Source organism: Pseudoalteromonas sp. T1lg23B, assembly GCF_002964665.1.
Lineage (GTDB): Bacteria > Pseudomonadota > Gammaproteobacteria > Enterobacterales > Alteromonadaceae > Pseudoalteromonas.
This window is the reverse complement of the sequence record NZ_PQBZ01000013.1, coordinates 528,418-554,914: the sequence shown is the minus strand read 5'-3', so window position 1 is coordinate 554,914 and position 26,497 is coordinate 528,418. Positions and strand designations below refer to the sequence as shown.

Sequence of the window (26,497 nt, the reverse complement as noted above, 5' to 3'; positions counted from 1 at the left end):
GAGCCAATAGCCGGTCTTCTATAGGCTATTGGCTCGTTCTTATCAAAGGTGCGCCATCCTATGAAATTACTTTTCTATCCCCAGTATCCTGATAAAGAATATTATTCCATTACTCATATCATCAATAGATTAAACTATCAGGTAACCCGTGACTTAAATGCGTCATTCGATATGGCCTTTTTATGGAGCGATGTAACTGAACTTGACTGCCCAAGCGAATTACTTGAAGCCATCGGTAACAGGCACATTATAAATCGACATTGTCTCGATATCAGTAAGAAGCATGTTGAACAATTGCAGTATGCAGTGTTTGGTTATGGCAGCTTTATTGACCCATTAACCCACTATGGCCGATGCGTTGAAAAACCCAATGCGAATGGGGTTAAGGGGGGTCGTGTGATCAATACACCGATAGCACATTATGATGAAAATAAAGTCTATCAAGCCCTGATTGATTCCACGGTAGGTGGCTATCAGCAAGAGTATCGCGTCCCTGTGATTTTTGGCCAACTTCCTATTGTGTATTTGGTACAACAAGCTGTCGCTTGCGATGGATTGGATGATAGAGACCAGAAGCCTCCAGAGCTACTGGGAACCCATACGGTGTTTAGTTATCAAGAACAAATAAACATTACCAAGTTTTGCAAACTGATCGGCTTAGATTTTGGCGAGCTAGACATTGTAAGATGTGCGCAAAGCCAGCGTTTGTTCATTCTTGATGCAAATAAAACACCAGCCGGATATGGCATGCTCAATTACTTTCTATGGCAATCCAAAGATAGAGAAGTTGCATTGGACCTACTGACAGAAACTTTCGATCGAGCAGTCAATAAACTGCTAATTGATGATTCAAGTTCTGAGTTTGCCAATCCAATCGGAGCACATAATCTATGAAAAAAACATATTGTTTGGCCACAGTAACGTGCGACAATTTCGTGCTCGGCACAGAAGTGTTAATTTATAGCTTCTTGAAATATAACGCTTGGTTTGCAGGTGACATCGTAATCTTCATTGACCATTTGTCTTCGGAAAATAAAGCACGTTTAAGTGCCCATTATCCTGTAAAGTTTATCAATCGTTCTGAACAAATTGAACAGGCCACCAACAGGTTGCGAAAACATCTACCGCAATTACGCGCCGATCTACACCTACGGCTACTATCACTTGAAATACTGCGCTTGCGTGATTATGAAAAGCTGGTGTTTCTAGACAGCGATGGCATGTGCTGTGGTGACATAAAAGAAGTATTCGAACATCCCAGTGACTTTTTAGCCGCACCGGACGGTTTCGCCTACGAACATAGAGCTAATAAGTTACTGGCCCATACTCAATCCCCTCTTTTGGCGATCCCAAAAAGTTACGGACAGAGCGAGCTCACCGACTCATTTAACTCTGGTTTTATGGCTGTTTCAAAGGTATACCTCACGGGCGAGCATTATCAAGGAATTGTTCGACTCATAGATGATTTTTCCCTTTGGCGTAATTTTGGCCTCAAAGGTTTTACCGATCAAATGTTGTTTAACATCTACTTTAAAAACAAAGTACAGTTGACCGATGGCCGCTACAACTTTATGCCTTTTATCGAGCAATATATTCATCAGCTAGATAAGGTGACCTTACTCGATGCCAAGTTTCTTCATTTTGCTGGTGTCATTAAACCTTGGTTTAACTACGACGACACAGAGATACTCGAATTGGCACCGCATTACCTAAAGTATCTGCATCTATGGAGAGATATTTGGGATGAATGCACACTTGGATCAGATACTCAGTTTGCCGCATCGCGTATCACCCAGCAGTACCATTGGACGGAAAACGCAGGCGCAACACTTCCAAGCAGCATACAGGCATTGACAAGTGAATATGCAGAACAGTCTGCTGTGAAATTGGTTAATCAATCATAGTATATTGTATTGGATAACAGCCTAAGCGCATACATCACTCATTTGATATTGTTAGAAAAATCATATAAAAAGGAGCGCTTAGCACTCCTTCTCTCTAAACTACTTGCTTTGTGTAGCCATGTATCTTCGTGCTGTAGCACTTAAGCTAACACCATTTTGATCAAATGGTTCCGCTTTAAAACCACCACGACTTTCCAAATTTTCCGTACTGATCAAAAAGCTAAAGATGCTACTTTTGGTGCCACTGGCATTGGTATATTTCGATTGACCGTGACATCCCATACATCCCCCCATCACAATATTATTTTGCTCTCCATGACTGACGCCCGGAACAACCAAGTTAGGCACATTCTGAATGTTTGCTGCGGTGGCGCCTGCTCTTGGATTTGGCAAACAATTTACACTAGGCTGTCCAGATGCTGGAACAGGTTTATCACAGTTCACAGTATTCGGTGGCTGTGGAAGTGGACCCGGCGCCCCACCTTTAAACAACTGAATACCTGGTTGACTACTTTCAATCACATTGTTGGCTAAAAAGAAGTCTTTAGTCAGTGGATTAGCCTTACCTGCGACACTGCTGTCTTCATTTGCGGGTAAAGGTTGCACACCTTTGAGTTGATAATACTGCCACACTGAGTTACCAAACTGTCCAGATTGTGCCATGGCATTTTTCACTTCCTGATTAACACTAATCACCGCATTGGTGATTGTCGGTGGTTGAACAACTCGGATTGGGCCCGCAGAGGTCGCCGTTGGCTGCGTGAAATTACCACTAATAAAATCATAACCATTTGCAGCGGTTATACTACCAGCCTTAGGTAGAGGCAATTGCACTAAATTTGTGCCAGTGTTCACAATCGCGTGCGGCGTTGATGAGACCGTGCTTTGGTAGCTCAATTGATTATACGTGGTGTAAAAATAGAGACCGGTATCAGCACCGTTTGGTTTTTTCAGGTTATCTACATGCTCGAATGTAGAAAATACAAACGCTTCGTAATTTTCCATCTTTCTAATGATGTGTAGGCCAATCAAGCCAAAAGTGGCAACATGCGCCTCAAGAGCACTCTCTTCACCTTTGTAGTACACCGCTTCTGCTGTATGGTAACGACCCGATTGCGCCAGCTCATCACTCAATACCCGCCATGCCGCTTTTATTTCTATGGTTTCATTTGGTAAATCAAAGCTTGCCAACGGTTGCCCGACAGTAACATTTAACCCTTTAATATAATCATATTCCGTTTGATTAACTTTGGCCTCAAACAGCACTTCATAATCGTCATAGGGATTGGTTGACGGCGTACTGCCGTTTTTTGGAAAGAAGATCTTATTCTGGCCAATCTGCGAGCTCTCATCGAGATTATTAAAACGCGCCTGGTTTGACGTTACTGTAACGTTCTCAAATTCGTACTTCGGTAACAGAGTGGGAAAATCACCGCTGGCTTTGGAATCCTTTGGGAATAATTCAGAGCGGTGCGCGTAACTTTCCCAAAGCAAAATGTTGCTACTAAAGTTGTCCGTTGAACTTTTGCCTGAGTGATAAAAGCGTGGGTTACCCGAGGTTACAAAACTGGCGTTAGGGTCCACAGTCCCCCTGACAACGGGGGACACAGTGGTGGGTCCTGAATTGGCTTTCTTCGCAGGTGAGTTCAAGTAAATAAATTGCCGCCAAGCAAAACGCGCAAACTCTTCATGACTTATTGGATCGTTCAATTGATATTTAGGTGGGGGAGCCGGCAGCTGAGCAGGCGTTGCTGTTAAATCTGTTGGTGTGATGGGTGTCCCACCAGGGAAACTTTGTGCCAAAACGATGCTCGAACACATGAGCAGTGTGCCTGACCATACAGTCTTTGAAACATGCTCAAAGCCTTTTACTTGCTTATTCATAATGAATTCCTTTTTAACGAGTGTTAACCCTGAGAGTTAAACCATTGCAGTGACAGACTGGTATCGTTGTAATCAGGTTCTGCCCCACCCTGATCATCGGTTACAAATAATGTTCCACCGCCATAAACAATGCCATTGAGATCAAACTCTACGGTACTTGCCGCCACCAAAGACGTTTTTGAGTGGTCGTTCTTAAACTGAATTTGGTAGCCCGATTGCATAATGAATTTACCGTTACCATTGGTAAATAAATTCACGCCCGTGCCTTGTCCTGTAATGGGAAAAGTATGGGATTGTCCATCGAACGTTTGGAAGGTAATGGGATGACCATTGGCATCAATAACTTGTATCTGCTGCTGGAATTGTGCTTGATGAGTGGCGCTAAAAATTACCAGTTTTCCTGCTGGAATACTTAGCGCTTGGGGTGCTGACCAATTAGACATGTTAATTTCCTCTTCAACAATGCGTTTTAACGAGCTACTGCTCGCTGTGAATTAAATAAGCATTCAGTATTTTTGCTTATTGTTTACAGGCACGGCGTTATGCTCTGATAACACCGACTACGCATGTATTCCTTTTAAGAGTGCACTACTGATAGTCATAAAGTACTGAGTGCATATCTCCATTTTTTTTAACCTTAATGAGACGTTGGTTTTGCCAAGCGAATATTCCTTGGCAAGGATGAATAAATGGCTGCTTAAGCACATTGCTGTAACCACCCATATATTGAAACACCACAAAATCTCCTGCCTGCACAGAGCCTTTGACACCTTGGCAAATCACATCTTTTTCTATACAGGTGTTACCGACCAGATCAAATGTCTCACCCAAGTTTGAGGTAGAACGACTCCCTGGCTTAGGTATCACCTGAACAGGCAAGGTTTCACCTTGCCACTTATGATTGACGTTGTGGTTGCTACCATTGATGAGTGCCAACGCTCTACCTGCGCGGTGCTTTACTTCCAATACTTGTGCAACAAATACCATGGCGTTTGACACCAGAGCAGTACCTGGTTCAAGTAATAATAACGGCTGACTTTCGCCCCGTTTTGGAGTGTACTGAGCTGTCATTGGGGAGCAAACAGCATCAGCGTATTGTTCAAACGTTGCGACACTCTGCCCATATTGACTTGCCAATGAGTCTGGCATCTCCCCAAAAAAGCCACCTCCTACATTTATAAAGTGGGGAAGCGCAGCTTTAAAAAATGTTTCACTGGCGCTAAGCAGGCCGTTTATACGAGAAGAAAAAGACGCAAAACTGCGTGACGAATTGGAAAAATGACTGTGAAATCCAACAATTTGACAATTGTTGAGACTTTTTTGCCAACTAGCTAATTTGCTCATATTGGCTTTATCGCAAGTGATGCCAAAGCGAGACTCTCCTCCTTGTGCTATCGGATAGGTAATTCGCACACCAATTCGAAACTGGCGCTGAGGGTAGCGTTTGCATACCTTTTCAACCATAGCCAGTAAATACCAAGCATCGGCATTGAACAGCGCACCATCAGTCATTACGGTTTCTACAAACTGCTGACTATGAACCGGGCCATTTACAATGACTTGAGAAGGATGATACCCAACCACTTTAGTGGCCATGTCATATTCCATTTTTGACACAACTTCGGCAAAGCAGCCAAGTGCTTTGAGGTGACGACATAGCGCGGGGGTGTAGTTGGTTTTAAATGAATAGGCTATTTGACACGCCTCATATTGCTGAGCAAAACAATTTCTAAACTTATGATAGTTATCAGTGACCTTGTTCAGATCCAACAAATAGTATGCATCCTCAGCAATATCCGCCAATTCTTTCAACTGCGCATGGCTAAGGCACTGCAAACGCTGTGGAGACTTTTCAAAGCTCGGAACATGAATATCTGTATATTCCTCATACGTTTGCATATATGACTCCTTACACTAAATACCTTTCAGTGGCTTGCTGCCACAGACCTTTCGCTTTAAGTAACGCCACCAGCACCTCTCGCACAGCGCCTTGCCCACCCTGTGCTTGTGTCGTCCAATGTGCGACCTCCTTAGCTTCAGCACTGGCATCGGCAGGGCATACTGCTATACCGGCACGACGCATCACAGGGATGTCCATCAAATCATCCCCCATATACAAACACTGCTGCGCACTTAATTGATAACTTTCCAGTACCCGTTTAAACGCATCTAGCTTTACAAGTTCACCAAAACAACACGGTGCCATACCAAGCTCTTGCGCATGTTGCGTATTGGCAAGATCAGCTCTGCCTGAAATTATTCCTACCGGAATGCCTTCGCGGATAGTCATGCGGATCAAGTGATCATCCTGTGAGTGGAAAAACTTGATTCTGGCATCACTCCCGTAACCAACCAGACCATTTGTCATTACGCCATCTATGTCTAACAACACCATGCGGATCTGCTTTGCTTTTTCACTATTCATATTCCCTCTATTATCCGTCTAAACTCGTTAATTGAGAGCGCAATGCCGGTTCATTGCTACTTAATAATTCTTGATAATTTGCAATCACTTCACTTAAATCTCTGGGAGTTTGTTTACGACTTTGAGCGACTAACGGTGCTTGGCTCATATTTAGAAATTCCAGCACAATTCGTTGTTGTGATGAGGTGTTGATAGCTTCATACTCCACCTCGCACCACTCTTGTCCAGAGGTATGCAAGGTGTCTCTAATGTGCTGATAGTAAGATTTGTTCAAAGCTATGTCTGTTTGAAGTTGCTGAATGTCTACCTTAACCTGACAGCGTGTTTGAGGAGGTAAACCCCCATAGTTTTCCCACACTCCGCTTTGTTCGGCTAGCAATTTAGAGACGTGAACTTTGAGCTGATTGCGACGCTCAAGTATTATTTTTTTTATACTTGAGTCGTGGAGTAGGCGGGAAAATACAGTTTGGTTCTGACAGTGGGTCATTTTAAAACCAACGGCTTTATGCCCTAAATCTGATTGCCAGATGCGCTCTAAACAACTCAGCGGGTGCGAATCTCTGTGACGTATATCGTTCGCCACACTAAACTCTCCCCCTCGCAACGGTAACGCATAAAACAGTCCATTTGGGTTGAAAATCTCATGATGACACAAAATATCAGGGTGAGATTGCAGCATGGTACACAGCATGTTGCTGCCACTTCGTGGCGCTGAGAGTATGACAAAGCGCTCAATTTTCTTATCAAACATAAGCCGGCTCGGAAGTTTTTTGCGTCATAGAGCGTAAGCTGTTTACCGTTATCAATTGCTTAGGATCGACCAAATAAATAGCACCATCGTAAGAGGTCGCAGCTAAAAATTCACCATGGCGCACTACCGCACTAATGCCATTCTTGGCAATGCTATTGCGTACTACAGAGCCGTCCGTTAAATCGACTTTTAACAACTCTCCCCAGTAGTTAGTGATAATGACGGTGCTTTGATCCAAAAACAGCAACCCTTTAGGTGAGCGTTTTCCTAAATGAATACAGTGATGTAATTTTCCATCTTCAATGCCATGTACTTTTAAAATAAAATCACGTCCAGCGCTTGCTACGTAACGTCCACTTGGGTCAATCGCAACATCATCAATAATGGCCGTATGGCCTAAATAGTGCTGTTGAATATTTCCCTCAAAATCCCAGCTCACCAGCTCCCCTTCTGCACAGCAACTTATCCCTAAACGCTGGTGAGGATGTAAAGCAAGGGCTTTGACTGCATTGTCATGGGCAGATATTTTTTTTATCTGTCTACCATCACTGGCCAAATGCGCAATCTTGCCGCTATAACAAGCAACGAATAAATCTCCTTGATAACCGCTATGATGTGCACTGACAATACTGTTGATAGGCCCTTCATCAAGCGCAATACTTGCTTGTTCATGCAAGTTTTGATGTGAGCGCTCAAATAAGTACAGGTGTTGATTATGGGCACCCGCAATGACCTTTTGCATTTGCGAGCAAAAGTGCACTGCGTTCATCAAAACACGTCCATTTTGTGGGCTATATTGAGTACGCCAGCGCGCCTGCTCGATAGTGAGCAAACCCACTCTAATGATGCCATCATCACTCACTGCCACTAAAGTGCCATCGCCTTTCGATGCAACATCATTAAAACAGGCGTTACCCATCGCATGCTTATGCCCCAGGTGATGGATGCACGCTCCAGAGGTAACATCCCAAACAAATACAGTACCATCAAAGCTCCCTGCGATAACTCGCAGACCATCAGAAGCCCAATTAAATGAGCGCTCCCAAAGCGCATTTTTACTTTCTAATTGTTGTATCTGCGCAAAGTTTTGGTGATCCCAAATTAAAATTCGTTGGTCGTAGGCTGCCGATAGGATATTGCCATTGGTGGGCGACACTGCCACCTTTTTAATGGCCGACGTATGACCCTCTAACTGGGCTATCAATTGATGTGTTTGCAAATCAAAAACCCGCACGATGCCGTCATCGCACCCTAGTATCAGTCGATGATTCTTCTCATCGATTGCACAGCTATCGGTTTCCGTGGTAAATGGGCCTATTTTGGCCAATTGCTTGCCCGTGTCTATGTCCCATACACGTAGCGTCATATCATCGCCAGATGTATATAACTTTCCCGCAAAATAGTTAATAGACAATACATCTTTTTCATGCCCTAAAATAATCCGTTCAATGGCGCCGGTATCTAAATTCCACACCAATATACGCCAATCTCTGGATACAGATGCTCCAAGGTGGTCATTGATAAATACAAAATCTTCAACGTCGTCATCATGTCCCTTGAGTACACGTTTCAGGCTTTTATCAACCAAATCCCACAAGTAAATGTTGTAATCTGATGAGGCACTGGCGGCCAAAGTCCCATCATGATTCACCGTTACTCTATTGACCAAGTGCTCATGGTAGCCTAGTAGTTCAACCTGCTCAGTATCAATATCAAATAAAGCAACAGCGCTATCATAACCCGATGTAATAATTTGCTGACTATTACCGACCTGTGCAGCACAGGTAATTGGGCCACGATGATATAAAAATTGTTCTGAAACGCTCATAATCCATTCCTTTATTAAAACTGCATGTCTAAACATGGCAGAGCATGAGGGCTCAGCTCCCCCCCTGACTGCTCATCTAGTAACTTGTGGTACTGCTGTGCTGTTAAGCCGTTAACAGCGTAGTTGTTATGATCTGCACCATTGACCCGACAATCTCCCGCATACTGTGCTAACAAAGACACCCATTCATAATAAAATGACTTACGTTGCTGTGCGCTAAAGTGCCAAAGACTATAGATTGTAAAGAAGGCATTACTCCACCAAATGTAGCTATTACCCGCCCCTTTGATCGCTTCAAACAATGCTTGTTTGTCTTCTAATAAATCAATGTGCATATAACGGTGAGGTAAAGATTTCAAACGTTGCCACTGCTCTTTAAAACGCTGTGAACCACCCCAACGCGCCAGTTCTGTTTGCCAAAGTTGCTCTAAGTCTTGCCAATCAATGTTTTTGGTATCTGTGTTATGCCACAGTTGATAGAAAGTGCTTGGCTCGGGAAAGTGTTTAAATATTATTTTCACAAATGCAGGAAAATCTTCGCCATCCCAATGCTCAACGATGAATTGGCGCACTGCTAGCGCCTGTTGACTGTAGTCAAAAAACACCACTTGGCTATGTGCATGAAACCCTTGTGTTGCCAATATTCGGTATGCCTTAAAGCCCGCTGCCACACTGAATACCGAATCAAGCACCTGATCTTTAGGCTCTTTGTCTAAATCATCATATGACTCAATATTCAGCAAAAACACACCCTTTTTGGCGTTTTGGTTCTGTTTTTGTGCTCGCTGTATAAACTCCAGCTGAGCTGGCGCTAATTGATTCGCTACTTCTTGCAACGAACGGGAGCCAAGTAAACATTCAGCAAATACTTGCTGGTTTTTTGGCGCATTCAAATCAAATCGGTTGTAGTTAATATCATGTGAAAACATCCTGACATGCAGTTTATGCTCCAAACTGCATAACACAAATTGCCATCCGTGAGCGTCACAGGGCTGCTGATTCTTTTGCCATTGCTCACTATCTTCAAGTGCAAATGATGATGCCGCTGAAATAACTTCTCGTGTTTGCCAGTCAATTTCGCCAAAATCAGGCATTCCAAGCTTTTGATACTGAAAAATATTTACCAATATACAACTAGGTTCAATGCCCAGTGTAAGATTGTCCGAACGGTACAACTGCCCCGCAACTAGAAAATCTTGCTGCTGACAAAGTTTGCTAATGCTTTGATGAAATCCCTGACGCTGCCAGTGAGGTAAGTACCACTGCTCATCAATTACATGTCCTATTGATTGAATAAGGCAATAGTTCGCACCTTTGCTCACTGCCATATTAAGTATCTCAGAGATACTCGACCCTTCGAGTATCTCTTTACGGTAGCGATAGCGTGAAAACGCAATCGTAAACTCTCTAAGCTTAGTTTGCAGGGCACTTAATTGTTCTCCATATGGGTTAAGCAACCCAAAAATGAGTTTATTCATAAGCCAACTCCTGCTTTTTAGTGACATTGGGTTGGGCCTGCTCTAAAACGGCTGTCAATAAAATACCATCGCCAAATGATTGTGCTTCGATTTGATCGGCACAGATGTCTTTTAGTACTTCCGTGGCTAGTTTAACCGCTTTACATATCGATGGCGTTCTTACATAAATGGTTACAAGGTCAAACAGTTGCTGCGAGACAAACGAATTAATTAAGGTGAGACCCCCCTCTACCAGCACGCTATTTATTTCCTTCTGCTTTAGTTTTGCTAGGGGCTGGGCAAGCATATAATCATGAGCATCAATGTAGGTCAGCCCATCGCTTTTTCTTAATGTGGTCGCGCCCACCAAAAAAGTGGCTCTGCGTATATTGGGTTGATCAACGTCTAAGTTTTGAAGCTGTGCTGACCTTTTGCCAGCAAAGATAACTCTCATCGGCTGGCGCGTAGGCTCACGACCCAACACTTCCTCTCTCACTGTCAGTTTGGGATTGTCATTGAGCCAAGTGTTTGCCCCTACCGCAATAGCATCATACTTTTGCCTAAGCTCATGTACTCGTTGCCAATCAGAGCTGCACGACACAGGCAGTGCATCACCATTTGGACAGCAGGTATTGGCGTGCCCATCAATGGCAAAATTAATGTGAATAAACGGCCTACTAATGGGACTGGGTATTATTTTAGACTTTACATCATGGCGCGCCAGCATATGCCCCATTTGACGACGTTTGGTTTCAAGGTAATCGATTGCATGAGATGTGGGATCACTTGGTACAGGCAACCGACCGGTTACCTTGATGCCCAATTCTGTAAGCTGATTAATTTTCAGCGGATTGTTTGTTAATAGCCGCACAGATTCCAAATCATGCAAGCGAATGATTTGCGCAGCATCGTCATACGTTCTTGCATCTATTGGTAGATTTAACATTGCATTGGCTTCTATCGTGTCATACCCCTGTTCTTGCAGGGCATACGCTTTGATTTTATTGCTCAAGCCAATACCACGCCCTTCTTGAGGCAGATAAATCACCATGCCTTGATGCTTAGCTATATAAGACAATGCAAAGTCAAGTTGTTGTTTACAATCGCACTTTAATGACCCTAGCACCTCTGCAGTAAAACATGCTGAGTGCATTCTGACGGGTAAATCACTACGCCCATGCACATCACCTTTGCAAATAGCTGTGACTTCTTCACCTTGGTGGTTGCGATAAATCTTTACATCAAACGAGCCTAGTTGGGTGGGTAATACGGTACTTGCAGTTAAAATCATAACGCATATTCCTTTTCTTACCGATCACATGGTCACAAGTACCATAGTCGGCCACGCATCCCTTACTGCTCACAGCAATGCGAAACAAAATATTAACAACACATAACTACTTTAGTTCAAAATCTCAGAAATAAAATTACAATGGCTTACAAAGATCACTTGCAGGGCATAACAAACGTTTAATAGATTTATCGTGACGACTGATGTCTTTACATTTTTAGATAAAAATCCTGACAGAGTTTAATAAAATCCTCTGTGTAGATTTGTCCTGGTTGATAGATACATAATGACTCAACGAGCGATGCTTGTGGTTGAATGCGTTGAATGCGTTGAAACTCCATCATACTGCGTGTCGGCCCTTTCTCTTTGCTACTAGAAACTTGGCAATGGCGCTGTAATGATAGTCCACTAGAATATGCCATGGATTGAAACTGTTCTGCTTCTTTGCAAGGTAGAATGATTGCTAACCTAGACAAGTCATGACTCACTTTCAAAAAAGTCTCAATCAGCTCTTCAAAGGTTAAGCTGTCCGTATGGCGCGCTGTATTTCTCGCATGACTCGGCCCCTTGAGGCTATTATTAAAATATGGTGGATTGCAAATCACGACATCAAACACATGCTGATTCTTAAAAGACTGAATATCGCCATGATGCAGTCTGATATCGGGCCACGGACTGTGTTTAATGTTACTCTGTGCGTCCTTGACCGCACCCGAGTCAATTTCCACTGCATCCACATGTAATTGTGGCTGACGTTGTTTGCACATTAGCGATAACAGTCCGGTACCACAGCCGATATCCAATAAGTACTTGGCATTACTTAAATTTATCCAGGCACCGAGCATGATTCCATCGGTCGACACCTTCATTGCGGTGTTGCTTTGTTGTATCTTAAACTGCTTAAATGCAAACCCAGACATGATTCACCTTTTCCAAAATAGCCATCGCGCGTATAATTGCGCACATTGTCCTTTATTTATGATGCGCTATGCAATTTTCTGAATTCGATCTTGACGCCAAAGTTTTGGCCGCCATTGACAAAATGGGCTATGAAACAGCCACCAGCATTCAACAACTCGCGATCCCCGAGGCTCTAATTGGTCGTGATATTTTAGCTTCGGCCCCTACAGGTACCGGTAAAACTGCCGCGTTTTTGATCCCTGCAATTCAGTATTTGCTTGATTTCCCTCGTCGTGATCCGGGTTTTGCACGCGTACTGATCATGGCTCCAACTCGTGAGCTGGCCTATCAGGTACATGAACAATGTCAGTTACTTGCCGCAAACACACACCTACGAATTGGGGTTGTCACCGGTGGTATCAACTACGGAAGTCACAAAGAGATCTTTGAAAAGAACAACGATATTCTAATCGCTACACCAGGGCGTCTAATGGAATATCTTGAAACCGAAAACTTCCACGCCGAAAATGTTGAACTATTGATCTTGGATGAAGCAGACCGAATGCTTGATTTAGGCTTCAAAAAAGAAATGTTGCGTATTTGTGATGAAGCTAAAAATCGACGCCAGTGTTTCTTATTTTCAGCAACATTAGAAGGCGATAGTGTTGAGCTGTTTGCAGAGCGTATTCTTAACGACCCTGCGCTACTAGAAGCAGAGTCATCAAGAAAAGAAAAAGCTAAAATTCACCAATGGGTGCATTTAGCGGATGACTATAAACATAAACTCGCCATGCTTACACACCTGCTGCAAGAAGAAGAAGTGCAAAAGGCCATTGTGTTTGTAAAAACGCGTGAACGTTTAGAACAATTGGTCGGTGAACTGTATGCTAACGACATAAAAACGACTTGGCTTCGCGGAGAAATGCCTCAAGATAAACGTATGGCCGCAATGGCTAGTTTTCACAGTGGTCGCACCCGCATCCTAATCGCCACCGATGTCGCTGCACGTGGCATTGATGTACCTGATATTACTCATGTCATCAACTTTGACATGCCACGCTCCGCGGATGTGTATGTACACCGTATTGGCAGAACGGGCCGTGCCGGTAAAAAAGGCACCGCTATCTCTTTGGTTGAAGCACATGATGCTGCGATACTCGCCAAAGTTGAGCGTTATACCGAGCAAAGCCTTAAACGCCGAGTTATCAAAGGGGTAGAGCCTAAACATAAAGAAGCTAAGCTTCCTAAAAAGAAAAAAGATCCAGTAAAGATAAAAGCAAAGAAAAAGCTGAAAACCAAACAAAAGAAAAAGAAGTAATCTCTTTTTCATAACAAAACCTAAATTCATTTGCTATGTGATGAGTTTAGGTTTTGGCTTTTTTAGTTAAGATACTGCACCAATACCGCTTTAAGTTTGTCCATTTCTATGGGTTTGGTAATAAAGTCATTCATGCCATGGGCGATAGCTTTGTCGAAATCTTCTGACATTGCATTGGCTGACAAACCGCAAATTGGGATATCTAATTTCAACTCATTGCGTATACATTGTGTTGCTTTAAAGCCATCCATCACTGGCATTTGTATATCCATTAAAACAAGGTCATAAGCATACGGTGTATTGCTTAACTTGTTGATAGCTTGTTTGCCATCTTCAGCAATATCAGCCTCAATCCCCAAAGTGTTTAGTAGCTTTTTAGCGACCATCTGATTCACTGCGTTATCTTCAACTAATAAAACATTACCATGTAAATTCAGTTCTATTTCAGGCTCTACATGAATTTGTTTTTTGCCATTACGCAGGCCAAAAAGCTTACAAGCGTGGTCGTAGAAGGTCACATACGTAAAAGGCATTTCTAATACCAATACATCATTTGCGATGCCCGCTCGGCTAAGCAATACAGCATCTCTTTTATCAATGACAACACTTAGCCTCTGACAATAATGCTGTAGCATCGCCATATCAGACAGACTCAAGATTTTTGAAAGCTCGTGATCTAACATCAAAACCACATGTTTATTGGCAATGTGCTGTTGAGATAGGTGTTTCGATTTACCCATTTGTAAATAATTCACCTTACAATTATTTATCGTAAAATATTCACTGATAAGGTCTAAGGGCTTACGGTTATGGCCGTGATATAGCAAACTTACCGCCAAGTCTTCTGAATTTGGAAGCTTTAATATTTCCTGATGTTGAGCGGGCTTTAGCCTTAATAATACCGAAAAAACCGACCCTTTCTCTGGCTGAGAGCGAACACTGATACTGCCATGCATTAACTCACATAACTGTTTTACTATGGCCAGCCCTAATCCTGTTCCACCGTATTTTCTGCTGGTTGAAACGTCAGCTTGAGAAAAACGATCGAAAACATCTCGCTGGTGTTGCTTTGACATGCCAATTCCTGTGTCTTCTACCTCTATACTCAGAATCACCTCTCCAGTAGCACTGCCATGTGCCGAAAGCCGTAAATCTATACCGCCTATCGAAGTAAATTTAATGGCGTTATTACACAAGTTTAAAATTATTTGCGTGATGCGTACTTCATCGCCAACAAAATGACTCAATTCGGTTGGGCATAAACACCTAAAGTATAAATTCTTTTCTGCAGCTCTCAGGCTGACCGAAGCGAGAATATTTTCTAGCATTTTATCCAGTTCAAACTCTTTGTCTTCAATGTCTAGCTTACCGGCTTCTATTTTTGAAAAGTCCAAAATGTCATTGATCACCGACATTAAAACACCGCTCGAATAATCTATTTTATCAAGGCACTCACGCTGCTCTTCCTGTAAGTCTGATTTTTTCAAAAGCTCAACCAGTCCGATAATACCATTCATCGGCGTGCGGATTTCATGACTCATATTGGCCAAAAACAAGCTTTTTGACACCGTTGCCTGTTCCGCTTCCTGACGTTTTACATCTAACTCCTGATTAAGCTCTTTTTGCTCGATCACTAATTCTTTGGTGCGCTCAAACAGCTCTGTTATTTGAATATTCTTTTTATGAAACACGCTAGCAGCCAATGATAGCTGACCAATTTCATCTCCACGTTTTAGATAAGGAATATCCACTATGTGAAGATTATTACTGAGGCGTTGAAACAGCACCGTCAAAGTTCGAATGGGTCGGATCACCCGTAAAATAAGGAATATTGCATATACGGCGACCATCACCATACTTAGCAAAATAAATAGCTCACTGCGTTGCTGCAAAGAGTTCATAGTCTGCTTTGCTTCCACTATTTTACTTTGCATCACCTTCTCCTCTAGTTCACGAAGCTTTGAAGAAAGGTGCAATATTTCATTAGCGCTGCCAGTTAAAACCACGTTGGTTAAGTACAAATAACCACGAATGGTTTGATGTAACTTTCTAAAGGCTAAATGAATATCCTGAAACTGAGCGACCACTGACTGTTTATTAAGCGCTACGAGTTCTGCCTTTGCCGCTGCAACCTGAGCATCAAACATTCTAATGTGCTCTGCATTTTGTGTAATCAAGTAGGCAAGCACTGCATTATGAGCTTTCAACAAATAAGACGATATTAGAGGCTGATTATTAACACTTATTTCTTTATGGATGGTTTCTTGAGCACGATTAATCAAGCCCAACAGCTCATTTTGGTATAAAGACTGTCGTCTTTCTCGACCCGAAATAACCATAGACAGGTTGTCACGATAGTCACCAATATGAATACGCATTCGCGCAATCATATCGCTCACTTCTTCTTTGTAATTTGGAGATTGGTCAAGTTCTGCTAGTGCACTTTCAATTTTACTGATTAAATCTTGACTACGATCCATCGCAACCAAGCTAGCAGACTGCTTATAAATCAGAACATTACGCTGTAGGTCGATAACAGCAAGCTCAAGGTCATGAGCGATCTCTGCCATATGCGTTGACTGCTCTATTTCTGTATCACGCTGCTCAAGTAATTGATAACTGATATTGGTTAAGTAGGCTGATATCAATGCCATTAACCCAATACATAACAGCCCAAAGCTGAGTTGAAATGTCAAAGAGCGATAGAACTTCATACCACCCTCCTAATTAATAAACTCATACCATTTTTGCAAGCTATAGTCATAACTGGGCATAACGGTGTTCCACACCGCGACATTACTGAAACGTTTTAAATAGCTGCCACCGGTCCGAACTTCTCCCTTTTTAACAGATAGTTGGCCATCAGTGCCCGCTAAGTCACTCGCCGCAGGCAAACCTTCATACCAATAGTTCCACTCATTCTGAGACAGATAATTTTTCGCCCGTTGCGGGTTGGAAATGTAATAGCCCTGACGTGCGATAAATGCTCCAGGCCAGCCCGACAACCACCAATTCATGTACTCATAGGCCGCATCCTTCACCGCGCCTTGAGTATGTGAAGACAAGCACATTACGCCATGCCAGCCCCGATACCCTTCTTTTGGTGCGGCATAAATCACAGGTACGTTTTGGCCATTTAGCGCCGATACAGCCGGAGAGAACATACTTTCAATGACCACTCGATTACTTTTCATAAAATCAACCGATTCTGGCACCGATGTCCAGAAACCACTAAAGTGGCCTTGCTGCTTAAACTCACTTAAAATCTTGAATAATTGATCGAGTTCTTGATTGGTAATGTTACCGATATTGCCAAAAGTCATCAGTCGCTGGGCTTGCGCCGCAAGTGCTAAGTCGAACAAACCAATCGTGGGCGCATTGACCACCCCCACTTTACCGCGATACTTTTCCTCGAGCAGCCATCCCCAACTTTCCGTCTTATACGGAATACCGGGTTCAATCACTTTTGTGTTGTAGCCAAATGAATCGACGTTGTGCACATAAGGGAGATAACTGATAACATCGGTTTCGTGATCAGAAAGGCTGCCATCAGGCTGCACATGTAACAACTTGTATGGTGCATCTCCTGCTCCGATATTCGCACTCGGTTGCACACGACCTGTTTTAGTCAGCGGGTTTATCTCATCCCAATAACGCAACCGCTTTTTTTCTATGGGCTGAATTGAGCCTGTATACCACAACACATTGATGCTATTTGACCACTGCTCGTACAAGTCAAAAGATTCGGGAGACATAGCAGCTTTTTGTAACACGGCTGCACTCCCTTTAGGCTCAAATGATAGGTTGATGCCCAAATCTTTTTGCGCTTGTTCTTTAAGTGCCTCTTGCAAGGTTACGTGAGTGCCAAGTACTCTAACCGTGTGCGTTTTTTTAGCAAATACATATGGCACATTAAAACCAAGTAGACCACATGCTCCTAGGCCTGCAGCACGCTTTAACAACTTGCGCTTACCTTGATCAATATCACAACGTAGCGGTTTGTCAGTCATCGCTATTTCCTTCTTATCGCAACCTTGCGACGCATTAATTACTTAAATTTTAACCAAGTATAGAAGAGGGAAAGGCATTTGGTATGCGCGACCACAATTTTTTACGGTCACTGTAACAGCGCAAAAATCTAAAAAAGCAGTGGGGTATTGCGCCGCTTATGCGTATTCCTAGAGGCTGAGAAATATTGTGAACTGAGCAAATGTGTGAGGTAAAAAGGACAACAAAAAAGCGTGCTATGCACGCTTTTACTCGTTAGTTTTGCTCTTCTCGTAAGAACACAGGTTCATTCGCTTTGCTGGTTGCTTGTTCGCTAAAGTAATAGCCAGCCACATCGAACTGACGTAGCTTGTCAACACTCTTCACTTGATGCTCCATAATATAGCGAGCCATCATTCCGCGTGCTTTTTTCGCGTAAAAGCTGATGACTTTGTATTGGCCATTTTTACAATCTTTAAAGATAGGGGTAACAATTTCCCCCTCTAGTGCCTTTTTATCAACCGCTTTGAAGTACTCGTTAGATGCCAAATTCACTAACTGTGATGAATGAGTTTGCGCCAGCGCTTCGTTAAGTTTTTTCGCTATAATGCTCCCCCAGAATTCATATAGGTTCTTACCACGTGGGCTGTCTAACTTGGTGCCCATTTCTAATCGATATGCTTGCATCAAATCTAGCGGCTTCAATACTCCATACAGACCCGATAAGATCCTTAAATGCTGCTGCGCGTACTCTAGTGTATCTTCACTCAGCGAACTGGCTTCCAAACCGCTATATACATCGCCGTTAAAGGCCAACACTGCTTGTTTAGCATTTTGTGCGTTAAAGGGTAAAGACCAGTCATTAAAACGCGCTACGTTCAATCCAGCGAGCTTATCACTAATTTTCATTAAGCTGGCGACCTGTTGCATTGATAAGTTACGGCACACTTTTATCAGTTCTTCACTGTGCTCTAGTAGTTCTGGCTGAGTAAAGTGCGAGATATGCGATGGCGTTTCAAAATCTAAATTTTTTGCAGGAGAGATTACCGTGATCATGGCGAGCCTATTGACTTAAAATATGTTTAATGTCAATTTCAACACTATCCCCTGCTGACTTCAAGTATTGAATAACCCTTGATTTTATAGGGGATAACAACAATTCAAACAAAGTGTCCCTACCTTTTGTACACTGTGAACGCCCGCATAATAGTGTTATCCGCATAAATACGGACAATTGACCTATTAATGGCCGTCATGGTACTGCAACATAGGAACACTAAGATTTTTCGAAATTTTTGCTGCAAATAGGAATGAGGAAAACCAATGACATCAGCACTAGATAGGCTCAAAAAGCACTCTTCAATCGTCGCCGATACTGGCGATATTGAAGCAATTCGTAAGCATCAACCTGAAGATGCCACAACCAACCCATCGCTACTTTTAAAAGCGAGCGAAATGCCAGCCTATCAAGCTTATCTACAAAAAGCATGGGATTACGCGAAATCAGTACACTCTGATACTGATAAACAATTAGAGCTAGCATGTGATTACTTTGCGGTGCTGATTGGTAAAGAGATCGCTGATATCGTGCCAGGCTATATTTCTACAGAAGTAGATGCGCGTTTATCATTTGATACACAAGCGACCATTGAAAAAGCAAAGAGCTTATTGGCGCTGTATCGCAAAGAAGGCGTTAGCCAAGATAAAATACTGATTAAAATCGCATCGACTTGGGAAGGTATCAAAGCCGCTGAACAACTAGAAAAAGAAGGTATCAAGTGTAATTTGACCTTATTGTTCAGCCAAGCTCAAGCCCGCGCATGTGCCGATGCAAACGTATTTTTGATTTCTCCATTTGTAGGCAGGATTTTAGACTGGCATGTTGCCAATGGCTTAGAAAAACCAACAGATCCAATGGCTGATCCTGGTGTGCAGTCTGTACGCAGCATTTATGAATTTTATAAGCGCCATGGTTATAAAACCGTTGTAATGGGTGCAAGTTTCCGTAACACAGGTGAAATAATCGCACTGACTGGCTGTGACAAATTAACGATTAGCCCTTCGTTACTCGAAGAATTAGGTGAGCTAACTGATGCGCCAGAATACTTGCTTGAAAGTAACTATGCACTAGAAGCAAAGCCTGCACCATTGAACGAAGCGCAATTCCGCTGGTTACACAATGAAGATGCCATGGCTACAGAAAAACTGGCTGAAGGTATTCGTTCTTTCGCTCAAGCGCAAGAAGAGTTAGAAACTCGCTTCAAAGCCCTGTAATAGCGCTCCTCTAGTTCCTTAAAAACGCCACTTAATGTGGCGTTTTTTTATGCCCGCTGTTTATTGATTTTAATCAAACTGTCACTCGTCTTTAACTTAAACGACACATTTGTGTTTTATTTTTACGCAAGTTGTGGTATACCGAAGTTGCTTAAAGTGCGAAATTGAGTGCAAAAGCGTTATTGAGGTTAATAATCAATAGGAGAAATTCATGGATAGCCTAGACGATATACTAGAAATATTAGAAGGTCCTGAAACACAAAAACGAACCTCTCAGAAAAAGCAAAAACGAAAATGGCGTGAAATAGAAGCGCTAAAAGATAAACAGCGTCTTCGCAAAGAACTACAGGAACTAGATTACTTCGCAGACAACCTAGATCTAGACGAATTAGACTTCATCTAATTCATCTGGATTTAACCTTTAAAAAAGGCTCCTGTGAGCCTTTTTTAATGTACTAAAAATCCGACTCCGTACTCATCGATTAAGCGCTACACCTGCCAGTTAATAGGTTGTTTACCCATCTCTTGTAGTAGCTGATTCGTTTTAGAAAAGTGCTGACAACCATAGAACCCACGGTGAACTGACAAAGGAGACGGGTGTGGGGCGTGCAAAACATGATGGCGTTGCTTATCAATATTCTTGCCTTTTTTCTGAGCATGTGCGCCCCATAACAAAAATACAATACCATCACTGTGTGCATTCAATTGTTCAATCACTACATCGGTAAAACGCTCCCAACCTAGTTTTTTATGAGAATGCGCTTGCCCCTGTTCTACCGTCAATACCGTGTTGAGCAACAGTACGCCTTGCTCGGCCCAAGGCAGCAGGTAGCCATGATTTGGAATGCTAAACCCCTCGATATCCTGAGCCAGTTCCTTGTACATATTCGCTAAAGAAGGAGGCGGCTTAACACCCGGCAACACCGAAAAGCACAAACCATGGGCCTGATTTGGGCCATGATAAGGGTCTTGCCCTAAAATAACCACTTTTACCTGTTCAAACGGCGTTACTTTAAAGGCTTCAAAAATTTGCTCATGTGGCGGATATACCGTGACCCCTTCATTGCGGCGCTGTGCCACGTAGTTTAATGTCTCTTGAAAGTAGGCTTGCTGCTTTTCCTGACCCAATACACTTTGCCAAGTTGTCATGCTGGTTTCCTTTAATTCTTATCATAGTGTGCGCGAGCAAGTTGTAGTTTATCACACATATCCGTTACCCCATCAAGCACTCGGGTACTGTAACGATGCAGTAAATCCGCGTCCACTTCAATAAACTGTTGATATTGCACCGCGGGGATCTCCGGCCAAGCTTGCCAATTTATTGTTGGCATCACCTTTTTGCTTTTCTCATAAGGCAACACGATAACTTCTGGCTTTTTCTTAAGCACATTTTCAACACTGATTTGCGGGTACTCCATTGAACTATCAGCAAATACATTATCTACGCTGCACAGTTCTAGCAATTGATGAAGCCATGTATTGCGATTTATGGTCATCATTGGCTCTGGCCACAATTGATAAAACACCTGTAAACGTGTTGCACCTTGATAGAGACTTTGTATACGATTGAAGCGAGCCGTGAACTGCTGCGCAAGTTGTTCTGCTTGTTGAATTTTCCCTGTTAACTTACCAAATAAGCGCAGCTCATCCGCAACTTTACTAATATCTTTGGTGTCGCTGTAGATCACACGAATACCCAGCTTCTCCAGTTTATCCAAGTCGTCTTTTTTGTTTCCAGATTGCCACGCAATCACCAAGTCAGGGTTCAGCGCCAATACTTTCTCTAGCATGATGCCATTGTAACCACCAATGCGCACAATCTGGTTCGCCGCTTCGGGATAATCTGCGTACTCTACGGTACCAACGATACGTTCACCTGCGCCAATAGCAAATAAGTTTTCAACAATATGTGGGGCCAATGCAATGATCCGCTTTGCCTCATTAGCGTGGCCATAACCACAAAATAACCCTATGATAAGTATACATAAACGTATATAAAACATTAGAAGTCAAATCCTTCTAGGGCCTTAATGCCAGACTCAAAAGCATGCTTAACATTACGAACTTCGCTCACCGTATCCGCCAATTCAGTCAACTTTCGATGAGCCCCACGACCAGTTACGATCACTGATTGCATTTTTGGACGATTAGCAATTGCCTGAAGTACTTCTTCTAACTCTATATAATCGTAACTGACCATATAAGTGAGTTCATCAAGTAGCACCAAATCAATGCTTTCGTCTTGTAGCCATAGCTTGGCTTGCTGCCATGTTTGTTGTGCAGCTTGGGTATCTGTTTCTCGGTTTTGCGTCTCCCAAGTAAACCCCGTTTTCATCACCGCAAATGGCACGCCGACCTTTTCTAGTAAATTACGCTCACCACATTCCCACATACCTTTGATAAACTGTGCCACTGCGGCTTGCTTACCATGACCCACACAGCGTGCCACCGTGCCAAAACCCGAGGTTGACTTGCCTTTGCCATTGCCCGTGATCACCTGAAAAATCCCCTGCACTTTGTCAGCGGCCGCTACCTTTGCATCCACTTGTTCTTTTACTTTTTGCTGCCTTTGCTGATGTTTTTCTTGATTTTTTTTACTAGCTGAGTCGCTCATAAATTCCTCTCGGTTAAATTTCTATACTTTTAGCGCCATGGCTAATAGTTTATCTATGTCCAAATATTGCTCGCAGGTATCAGCCAATCGCTCAAGCTGCTGCTCACGGTGCTCAGCAAGGTCAAAGGCATTTGCCTGCACTCGCCCATTACTGGCCCATGCCAGTAGCAGATTTGCGGCATCAGGGGTATCAAAAAGACCATGTAAGTAAGTGCCAACAATCTGGTTATCTTCTGATATAAAACCATCTTGAGTGATATTGTGCGGATGACTGCTAAAACGCATGAACGGCTGGCTCAATGCCTTGCCTTCACTGATACCACAATGGATCTCATACCCTTGGATGGCGACTGGCGTTTCACCCAGTAAACATTCACCCGATACTTGGGTTAAAGTTTTACTGCTTGTTAGCGTGGTCGAAAATCGAGCTAAATTTAGCCCGCTCATTTGCTGTTCCGATGATTCAATGCCATCTGGGTCAAAAATCGTCTGTCCCAGCATTTGTAAACCACCACAGATCCCCAAAACCTTGCCACCGAAACGCAGATGCCGCATGATCTCAGCCTGCCAACTCTGTGCTTTTAAAAAGGCCAAGTCACCCAACACATTTTTACTCCCCGGAATAATAATGAGATCGGTTGGACCAATTTGTTCTTCATGACGCACATATCGTAAATCCACATTAGGATGCAATCGCAGGGTATCAAAATCCGTATGGTTACTAATATGCGGTAAGAGCAACACACTGACTCTCAGTTGTGCGTCTATTACATGGTTTTCTATTGTCACCGCATCTTCGGCATCTAGATTGAGCGAATGCAAATAAGGCATCACCCCCAACACGGGTTTGCCGGTATACGCTTCAAGCCAATCCAAACCTGATTGCAGTAACCCTATATCTCCTCGAAAACGGTTGATCACAAACCCTTGTACCAGCGCTTGTTCCTGCTCGCTGAGTAACGCCAAAGTACCAACAAGATGTGCAAACACGCCGCCTTTGTCGATATCTGCCACAATGATAACAGGACACTCAACGGCACAGGCAAAGCCCATGTTGGCAATATCGTTCTCGCGTAAGTTGATTTCCGCCGGACTGCCCGCCCCTTCTACCAACACCAACTCATATTGCGCTTCGAGTCGTTGATGAGACTGTAATACCGCCCCCATCGCTACTTTCTTATAGTCGTGGTATTTACCCGCTTCCATATTACTGATCGCTCGACCATGCATGATCACTTGCGCCCCCGTATCGCTATTGGGCTTCAATAATATGGGATTAAAGTCAGTGCTAAGCTCAATCTTGGCCGCAATTGCCTGTAAGGCTTGTGCTCTGCCAATCTCTCCACCACAAGGAGTCACTGCGCTGTTAAGCGCCATATTTTGCGGTTTAAATGGCGCAACTCGCATACCTCTTCGCGCAAATACACGGCATAATCCCGCCACAAGCGTACTTTTACCCGCATCAGAGGTAGTCCCCTGTATCATGAGTGTTTTCGCCATTATTTTAGCCTCAACGCACAACCTGCCATGACAAATTCAACATGAGTTGCGATGCTTGCAATATCCTGATGTAACCAACCTGACTGATCAACAAACTCACGACTTAATTCACCAACGGGAACAATACCGTGGCCCACTTCATTGCTCACCAAAATCACATCAGCCAATGTACTTTTTAGGGCTTCCAGCAGCTGTTGCTTCTTAAGTAAATATTCCTCAAGTCCCAGCTCACAAAGCCCATACGTCAGCCAAAGTGTTAAACAATCAACTAACACACAACTGCGTTCGGGTTGCTCTATTAGCCTCTGTGGTAGCTGCCAAGGTTCTTCAATAAGCAGCCATTGCTCATCACGACGTGCTTGGTGATGAGCGATACGGTTATGCATCTCATCATCCTTCGCCTGTGCCGTGGCTAGATAAACAATTTGATCAACCTTGCCACTGGCCAGCAGCGCCTTCGCTTTTTGCTCGGCTAGCGCACTTTTCCCTGAGCGCGCGCCACCTAATATCAGTTGAATCTGTTTGTTCATAGCCATATCAATAAACACACCATATAAACGACCACTTCAGCACATTGCTGCGCAGCGCCCAGACAGTCACCTGTATAACCGCCTAGTTGCCAGCGAAACCACCTGATACATAAACTCCTTAGTAGTACTAAGCAGCCAACCAAAGTCACACAATGCCATAAATTAAAAAGGTCAAATCCCCAGCAAACCAGCAATACAGCCAGTGCACAGCCATAAAGGCTTTCTCGCGCACTTTTTGACAGGCTTTGTACTATAGGCTTCACCTTGCTTTGCATATCCTGTTGTACGTAGGGTAATAAACCTATCAAACTGGTCGCCATGGTTCGACTGAGCGTGTGTCCACAAATAAGTGCGATACATACCCAATACCAGTGTTCTGCTAAGCCAACTAGCAATTGATATTTCAAAAGTAACAACAAGCACAGTGCGGCGGCACCATAGGTTCCAAGCCGACTATCTTTCATAATGGTTAGCTTTTGCTCAACCGACCAGCCTCCACCGAACCCATCCCATACATCGGCAAATCCATCTTCATGAAAAGCACCAGTGAGTATTACTCCCGCAGCGAGCGTTAGTATCACTGCCACTTCAACAGGAAAAATACTTTGCAATATGAAATAGATAACAGCTAAAAATAGACCAATGAGTAAGCCCACTAAGGAAAAATAACGACTGGCATGGTTCAATAGAGCTTCATCTACCTCACCTTTGATAGGCACAGGCACACGTGTGAGAAACACGATAGCCAACAAAAATGCGCTTTTATTCACACACTCACCACATCACTTACCTGCGCCTGTGAAAAACTAGCCATGTCATTGTAAAATGCCAGTGCGCTGTGCAATATCGGTAAGCACAGAGCCGCTCCGGTGCCCTCTCCTAACCTTAAACCTAAATTTAGCAGCGGCTTGGCCTGTAGATGAGCCAGCATTTTGGCATGTCCTTGCTCACCTGAATTATGGGCAAAAATCATGTAATCACGGCTATTAGGCTCCATTTCAATCGCCAACATGGCACAAGCAGTTGCGATAAAACCATCAACCACAATCGCTTTTTGCTGATGAGCCGCAGCCAACATTGCTCCAACCATTTGGCAAATCTCAAAACCACCTAAGCAGCGTAAAATATCGCGAGCGGTGTTTAGCTGCTCGCGATGAAATAGCAAAGCCTGTTCAATCAATCTAAGCTTTTTAGCTTGCACATCATCGTCAACGCCAGTGCCTCTGCCCACGGTTTGCTCAGGAGCAAGGCCACTCAAAGCTGAAAAGATTGCAGCTGCCGAGCTGGTGTTGCCAATTCCCATCTCACCAAAAGCCAGCAAGTTACTGTTGTAAGGCAACTTAGATTCGACTAATTGTTTTCCATATGCCAAGCCTCGTTCAAGTTGTTCGACTGACATCGCAGGAGCCGTTGTAAAACATGCAGTAGTCCTACCAAGGCGCTGTGAGATAACGCCCAACGTGGGCGCTGGTGCAGTTAAAATCCCGCAATCAACGACACTGAGTTGCCAGTCAAACTGGCGACAAAACACATTGATGGCCGCACCACCTCTTGCGAAATTAGCGACCATTTGCCCCGTCACCTCGCTGGGGGCAATAGACACGCCCTCTGCTGCAATACCATGATCTCCTGCAAAAACAACTAATTGAGGATGGTTGATAGCAAAGTGAGCCGCAGCGAATTGCTCTGAGTTCAAGCCTTGAGAAAAAATCAAAACAAGCTGCTTAGCCAACACTTCAAGATCACCTAACGCCCCTAGCGGCTTTGTTTTGAAGTCAATTCGATGCTGAATTTGCTCGGCAAATTTCAGCTCAAGTTTACGTACATCACTCAT

The 26,497-nt window shown here is 43.4% G+C and carries 24 protein-coding genes; 5 read left to right on the top strand and 19 right to left on the bottom strand.

Going from position 1 to position 26,497, the window contains the following annotated elements; genetic code table 11:
- Positions 1-60: 60 nt before the first annotated feature.
- Positions 61-894, top strand: a complete 834-nt coding sequence (locus C2M32_RS06180) for a hypothetical protein (RefSeq protein ID WP_105167589.1) — start codon at positions 61-63, stop codon at positions 892-894.
- The gene (locus C2M32_RS06175; RefSeq protein ID WP_105167588.1) at positions 891-1,904 is read left to right on the top strand and encodes a glycosyltransferase family 8 protein; all 1,014 of its coding nucleotides are present in this window, start codon (positions 891-893) and stop codon (positions 1,902-1,904) included. The genes C2M32_RS06180 and C2M32_RS06175 overlap by 4 nt, the downstream gene beginning before the upstream one ends.
- 99 nt (positions 1,905-2,003) lie before the next feature.
- Here the strand turns inward: C2M32_RS06175 and C2M32_RS06170 are convergent, their stop codons facing one another.
- The 9 genes from C2M32_RS06170 to C2M32_RS06130 form a co-directional block, all read right to left on the bottom strand.
- Complete coding sequence (locus C2M32_RS06170; RefSeq protein ID WP_105167587.1) at positions 2,004-3,788, bottom strand: hypothetical protein; 1,785 nt, start codon at positions 3,786-3,788, stop codon at positions 2,004-2,006.
- A gap of 23 nt (positions 3,789-3,811) precedes the next feature.
- Positions 3,812-4,231 (bottom strand): hypothetical protein, encoded by a 420-nt coding sequence (locus C2M32_RS06165; protein ID WP_105167586.1) that lies wholly within the window; start codon positions 4,229-4,231, stop codon positions 3,812-3,814.
- Between the two features lie 145 nt (positions 4,232-4,376).
- Entirely contained in the window at positions 4,377-5,687 is a 1,311-nt protein-coding gene (locus C2M32_RS06160) for a hypothetical protein (protein WP_105167585.1), read from the bottom strand.
- 10 nt (positions 5,688-5,697) lie between these two features.
- A complete protein-coding gene (locus C2M32_RS06155; protein ID WP_105167584.1) occupies positions 5,698-6,213 on the bottom strand; it encodes a KdsC family phosphatase in 516 nt (171 codons plus the stop codon).
- A 10-nt stretch (positions 6,214-6,223) separates the two neighbouring features.
- Positions 6,224-6,964: a hypothetical protein gene (locus tag C2M32_RS06150; RefSeq protein WP_105167583.1), complete on the bottom strand. Its 741-nt coding sequence runs from the start codon at positions 6,962-6,964 to the stop codon at positions 6,224-6,226.
- Positions 6,957-8,792 (bottom strand): WD40 repeat domain-containing protein, encoded by a 1,836-nt coding sequence (locus tag C2M32_RS06145; RefSeq protein ID WP_105167582.1) that lies wholly within the window; start codon positions 8,790-8,792, stop codon positions 6,957-6,959. Before C2M32_RS06145 ends, C2M32_RS06150 begins: the two co-directional genes overlap by 8 nt.
- Positions 8,793-8,806: 14 nt before the next feature.
- Entirely contained in the window at positions 8,807-10,270 is a 1,464-nt protein-coding gene (locus C2M32_RS06140; RefSeq protein ID WP_105167581.1) for a hypothetical protein, read from the bottom strand.
- Positions 10,263-11,540: a GTP cyclohydrolase II RibA gene (ribA, locus tag C2M32_RS20460; protein ID WP_158678144.1), complete on the bottom strand. Its 1,278-nt coding sequence runs from the start codon at positions 11,538-11,540 to the stop codon at positions 10,263-10,265. Before ribA ends, C2M32_RS06140 begins: the two co-directional genes overlap by 8 nt.
- Positions 11,541-11,749: 209 nt before the next feature.
- A complete protein-coding gene (locus C2M32_RS06130) occupies positions 11,750-12,460 on the bottom strand; it encodes a tRNA1(Val) (adenine(37)-N6)-methyltransferase (protein WP_105167580.1) in 711 nt (236 codons plus the stop codon).
- 68 nt (positions 12,461-12,528) lie between these two features.
- Here C2M32_RS06130 and srmB point away from each other — a divergent pair, with 68 nt between their 5' ends.
- Positions 12,529-13,758 (top strand): ATP-dependent RNA helicase SrmB, encoded by a 1,230-nt coding sequence (gene srmB, locus C2M32_RS06125; RefSeq protein ID WP_070989730.1) that lies wholly within the window; start codon positions 12,529-12,531, stop codon positions 13,756-13,758.
- A 62-nt stretch (positions 13,759-13,820) separates the two neighbouring features.
- On the opposite strand, the gene C2M32_RS06120 is transcribed toward srmB, so the two are convergent.
- From C2M32_RS06120 to yaaA, 3 genes are all read right to left on the bottom strand, one after another.
- Entirely contained in the window at positions 13,821-16,472 is a 2,652-nt protein-coding gene (locus C2M32_RS06120) for an ATP-binding protein (protein ID WP_105167579.1), read from the bottom strand.
- A gap of 9 nt (positions 16,473-16,481) precedes the next feature.
- A complete protein-coding gene (locus C2M32_RS06115; RefSeq protein WP_105167668.1) occupies positions 16,482-17,741 on the bottom strand; it encodes an ABC transporter substrate-binding protein in 1,260 nt (419 codons plus the stop codon).
- Positions 17,742-18,021: 280 nt separating this feature from the next.
- On the bottom strand, positions 18,022-18,801 hold the full coding sequence (yaaA, locus tag C2M32_RS06110) for a peroxide stress protein YaaA (protein WP_105167578.1): 780 nt from the start codon (positions 18,799-18,801) through the stop codon (positions 18,022-18,024).
- 267 nt (positions 18,802-19,068) lie between these two features.
- On the opposite strand from yaaA, the gene tal reads away from it, so the two are divergent.
- Positions 19,069-20,019: a transaldolase gene (gene tal / locus C2M32_RS06105; RefSeq protein ID WP_105167577.1), complete on the top strand. Its 951-nt coding sequence runs from the start codon at positions 19,069-19,071 to the stop codon at positions 20,017-20,019.
- 211 nt (positions 20,020-20,230) lie between these two features.
- Complete coding sequence (locus C2M32_RS06100) at positions 20,231-20,422, top strand: DUF3545 family protein (RefSeq protein ID WP_070989737.1); 192 nt, start codon at positions 20,231-20,233, stop codon at positions 20,420-20,422.
- 86 nt (positions 20,423-20,508) lie between these two features.
- Here the strand turns inward: C2M32_RS06100 and ung are convergent, their stop codons facing one another.
- Genes ung through cobT form a run of 7 tightly spaced genes read right to left on the bottom strand, consistent with a single transcriptional unit; the run spans position 20,509 to position 26,497 of the window.
- Positions 20,509-21,168 carry a uracil-DNA glycosylase gene (gene ung, locus C2M32_RS06095; protein WP_105167576.1) on the bottom strand — a complete coding sequence of 220 codons (660 nt, stop codon included), beginning with the start codon at positions 21,166-21,168 and terminating at the stop codon, positions 20,509-20,511.
- An 11-nt stretch (positions 21,169-21,179) separates the two neighbouring features.
- Complete coding sequence (locus C2M32_RS06090) at positions 21,180-22,022, bottom strand: cobalamin-binding protein (protein WP_105167575.1); 843 nt, start codon at positions 22,020-22,022, stop codon at positions 21,180-21,182.
- Positions 22,022-22,633 carry a cob(I)yrinic acid a,c-diamide adenosyltransferase gene (cobO, locus tag C2M32_RS06085; RefSeq protein ID WP_105167574.1) on the bottom strand — a complete coding sequence of 204 codons (612 nt, stop codon included), beginning with the start codon at positions 22,631-22,633 and terminating at the stop codon, positions 22,022-22,024. Before cobO ends, C2M32_RS06090 begins: the two co-directional genes overlap by 1 nt.
- 21 nt (positions 22,634-22,654) lie before the next feature.
- On the bottom strand, positions 22,655-24,133 hold the full coding sequence (locus tag C2M32_RS06080) for a cobyric acid synthase (protein ID WP_234401235.1): 1,479 nt from the start codon (positions 24,131-24,133) through the stop codon (positions 22,655-22,657).
- Positions 24,133-24,663 carry a bifunctional adenosylcobinamide kinase/adenosylcobinamide-phosphate guanylyltransferase gene (gene cobU, locus C2M32_RS06075; protein ID WP_105167666.1) on the bottom strand — a complete coding sequence of 177 codons (531 nt, stop codon included), beginning with the start codon at positions 24,661-24,663 and terminating at the stop codon, positions 24,133-24,135. Before cobU ends, C2M32_RS06080 begins: the two co-directional genes overlap by 1 nt.
- Positions 24,660-25,433 (bottom strand): adenosylcobinamide-GDP ribazoletransferase, encoded by a 774-nt coding sequence (locus C2M32_RS06070; protein ID WP_105167573.1) that lies wholly within the window; start codon positions 25,431-25,433, stop codon positions 24,660-24,662. Before C2M32_RS06070 ends, cobU begins: the two co-directional genes overlap by 4 nt.
- Positions 25,430-26,497, bottom strand: coding sequence for a nicotinate-nucleotide--dimethylbenzimidazole phosphoribosyltransferase (cobT, locus tag C2M32_RS06065; protein ID WP_105167572.1), 1,068 nt, complete (start codon positions 26,495-26,497; stop codon positions 25,430-25,432). The genes C2M32_RS06070 and cobT overlap by 4 nt, the downstream gene beginning before the upstream one ends.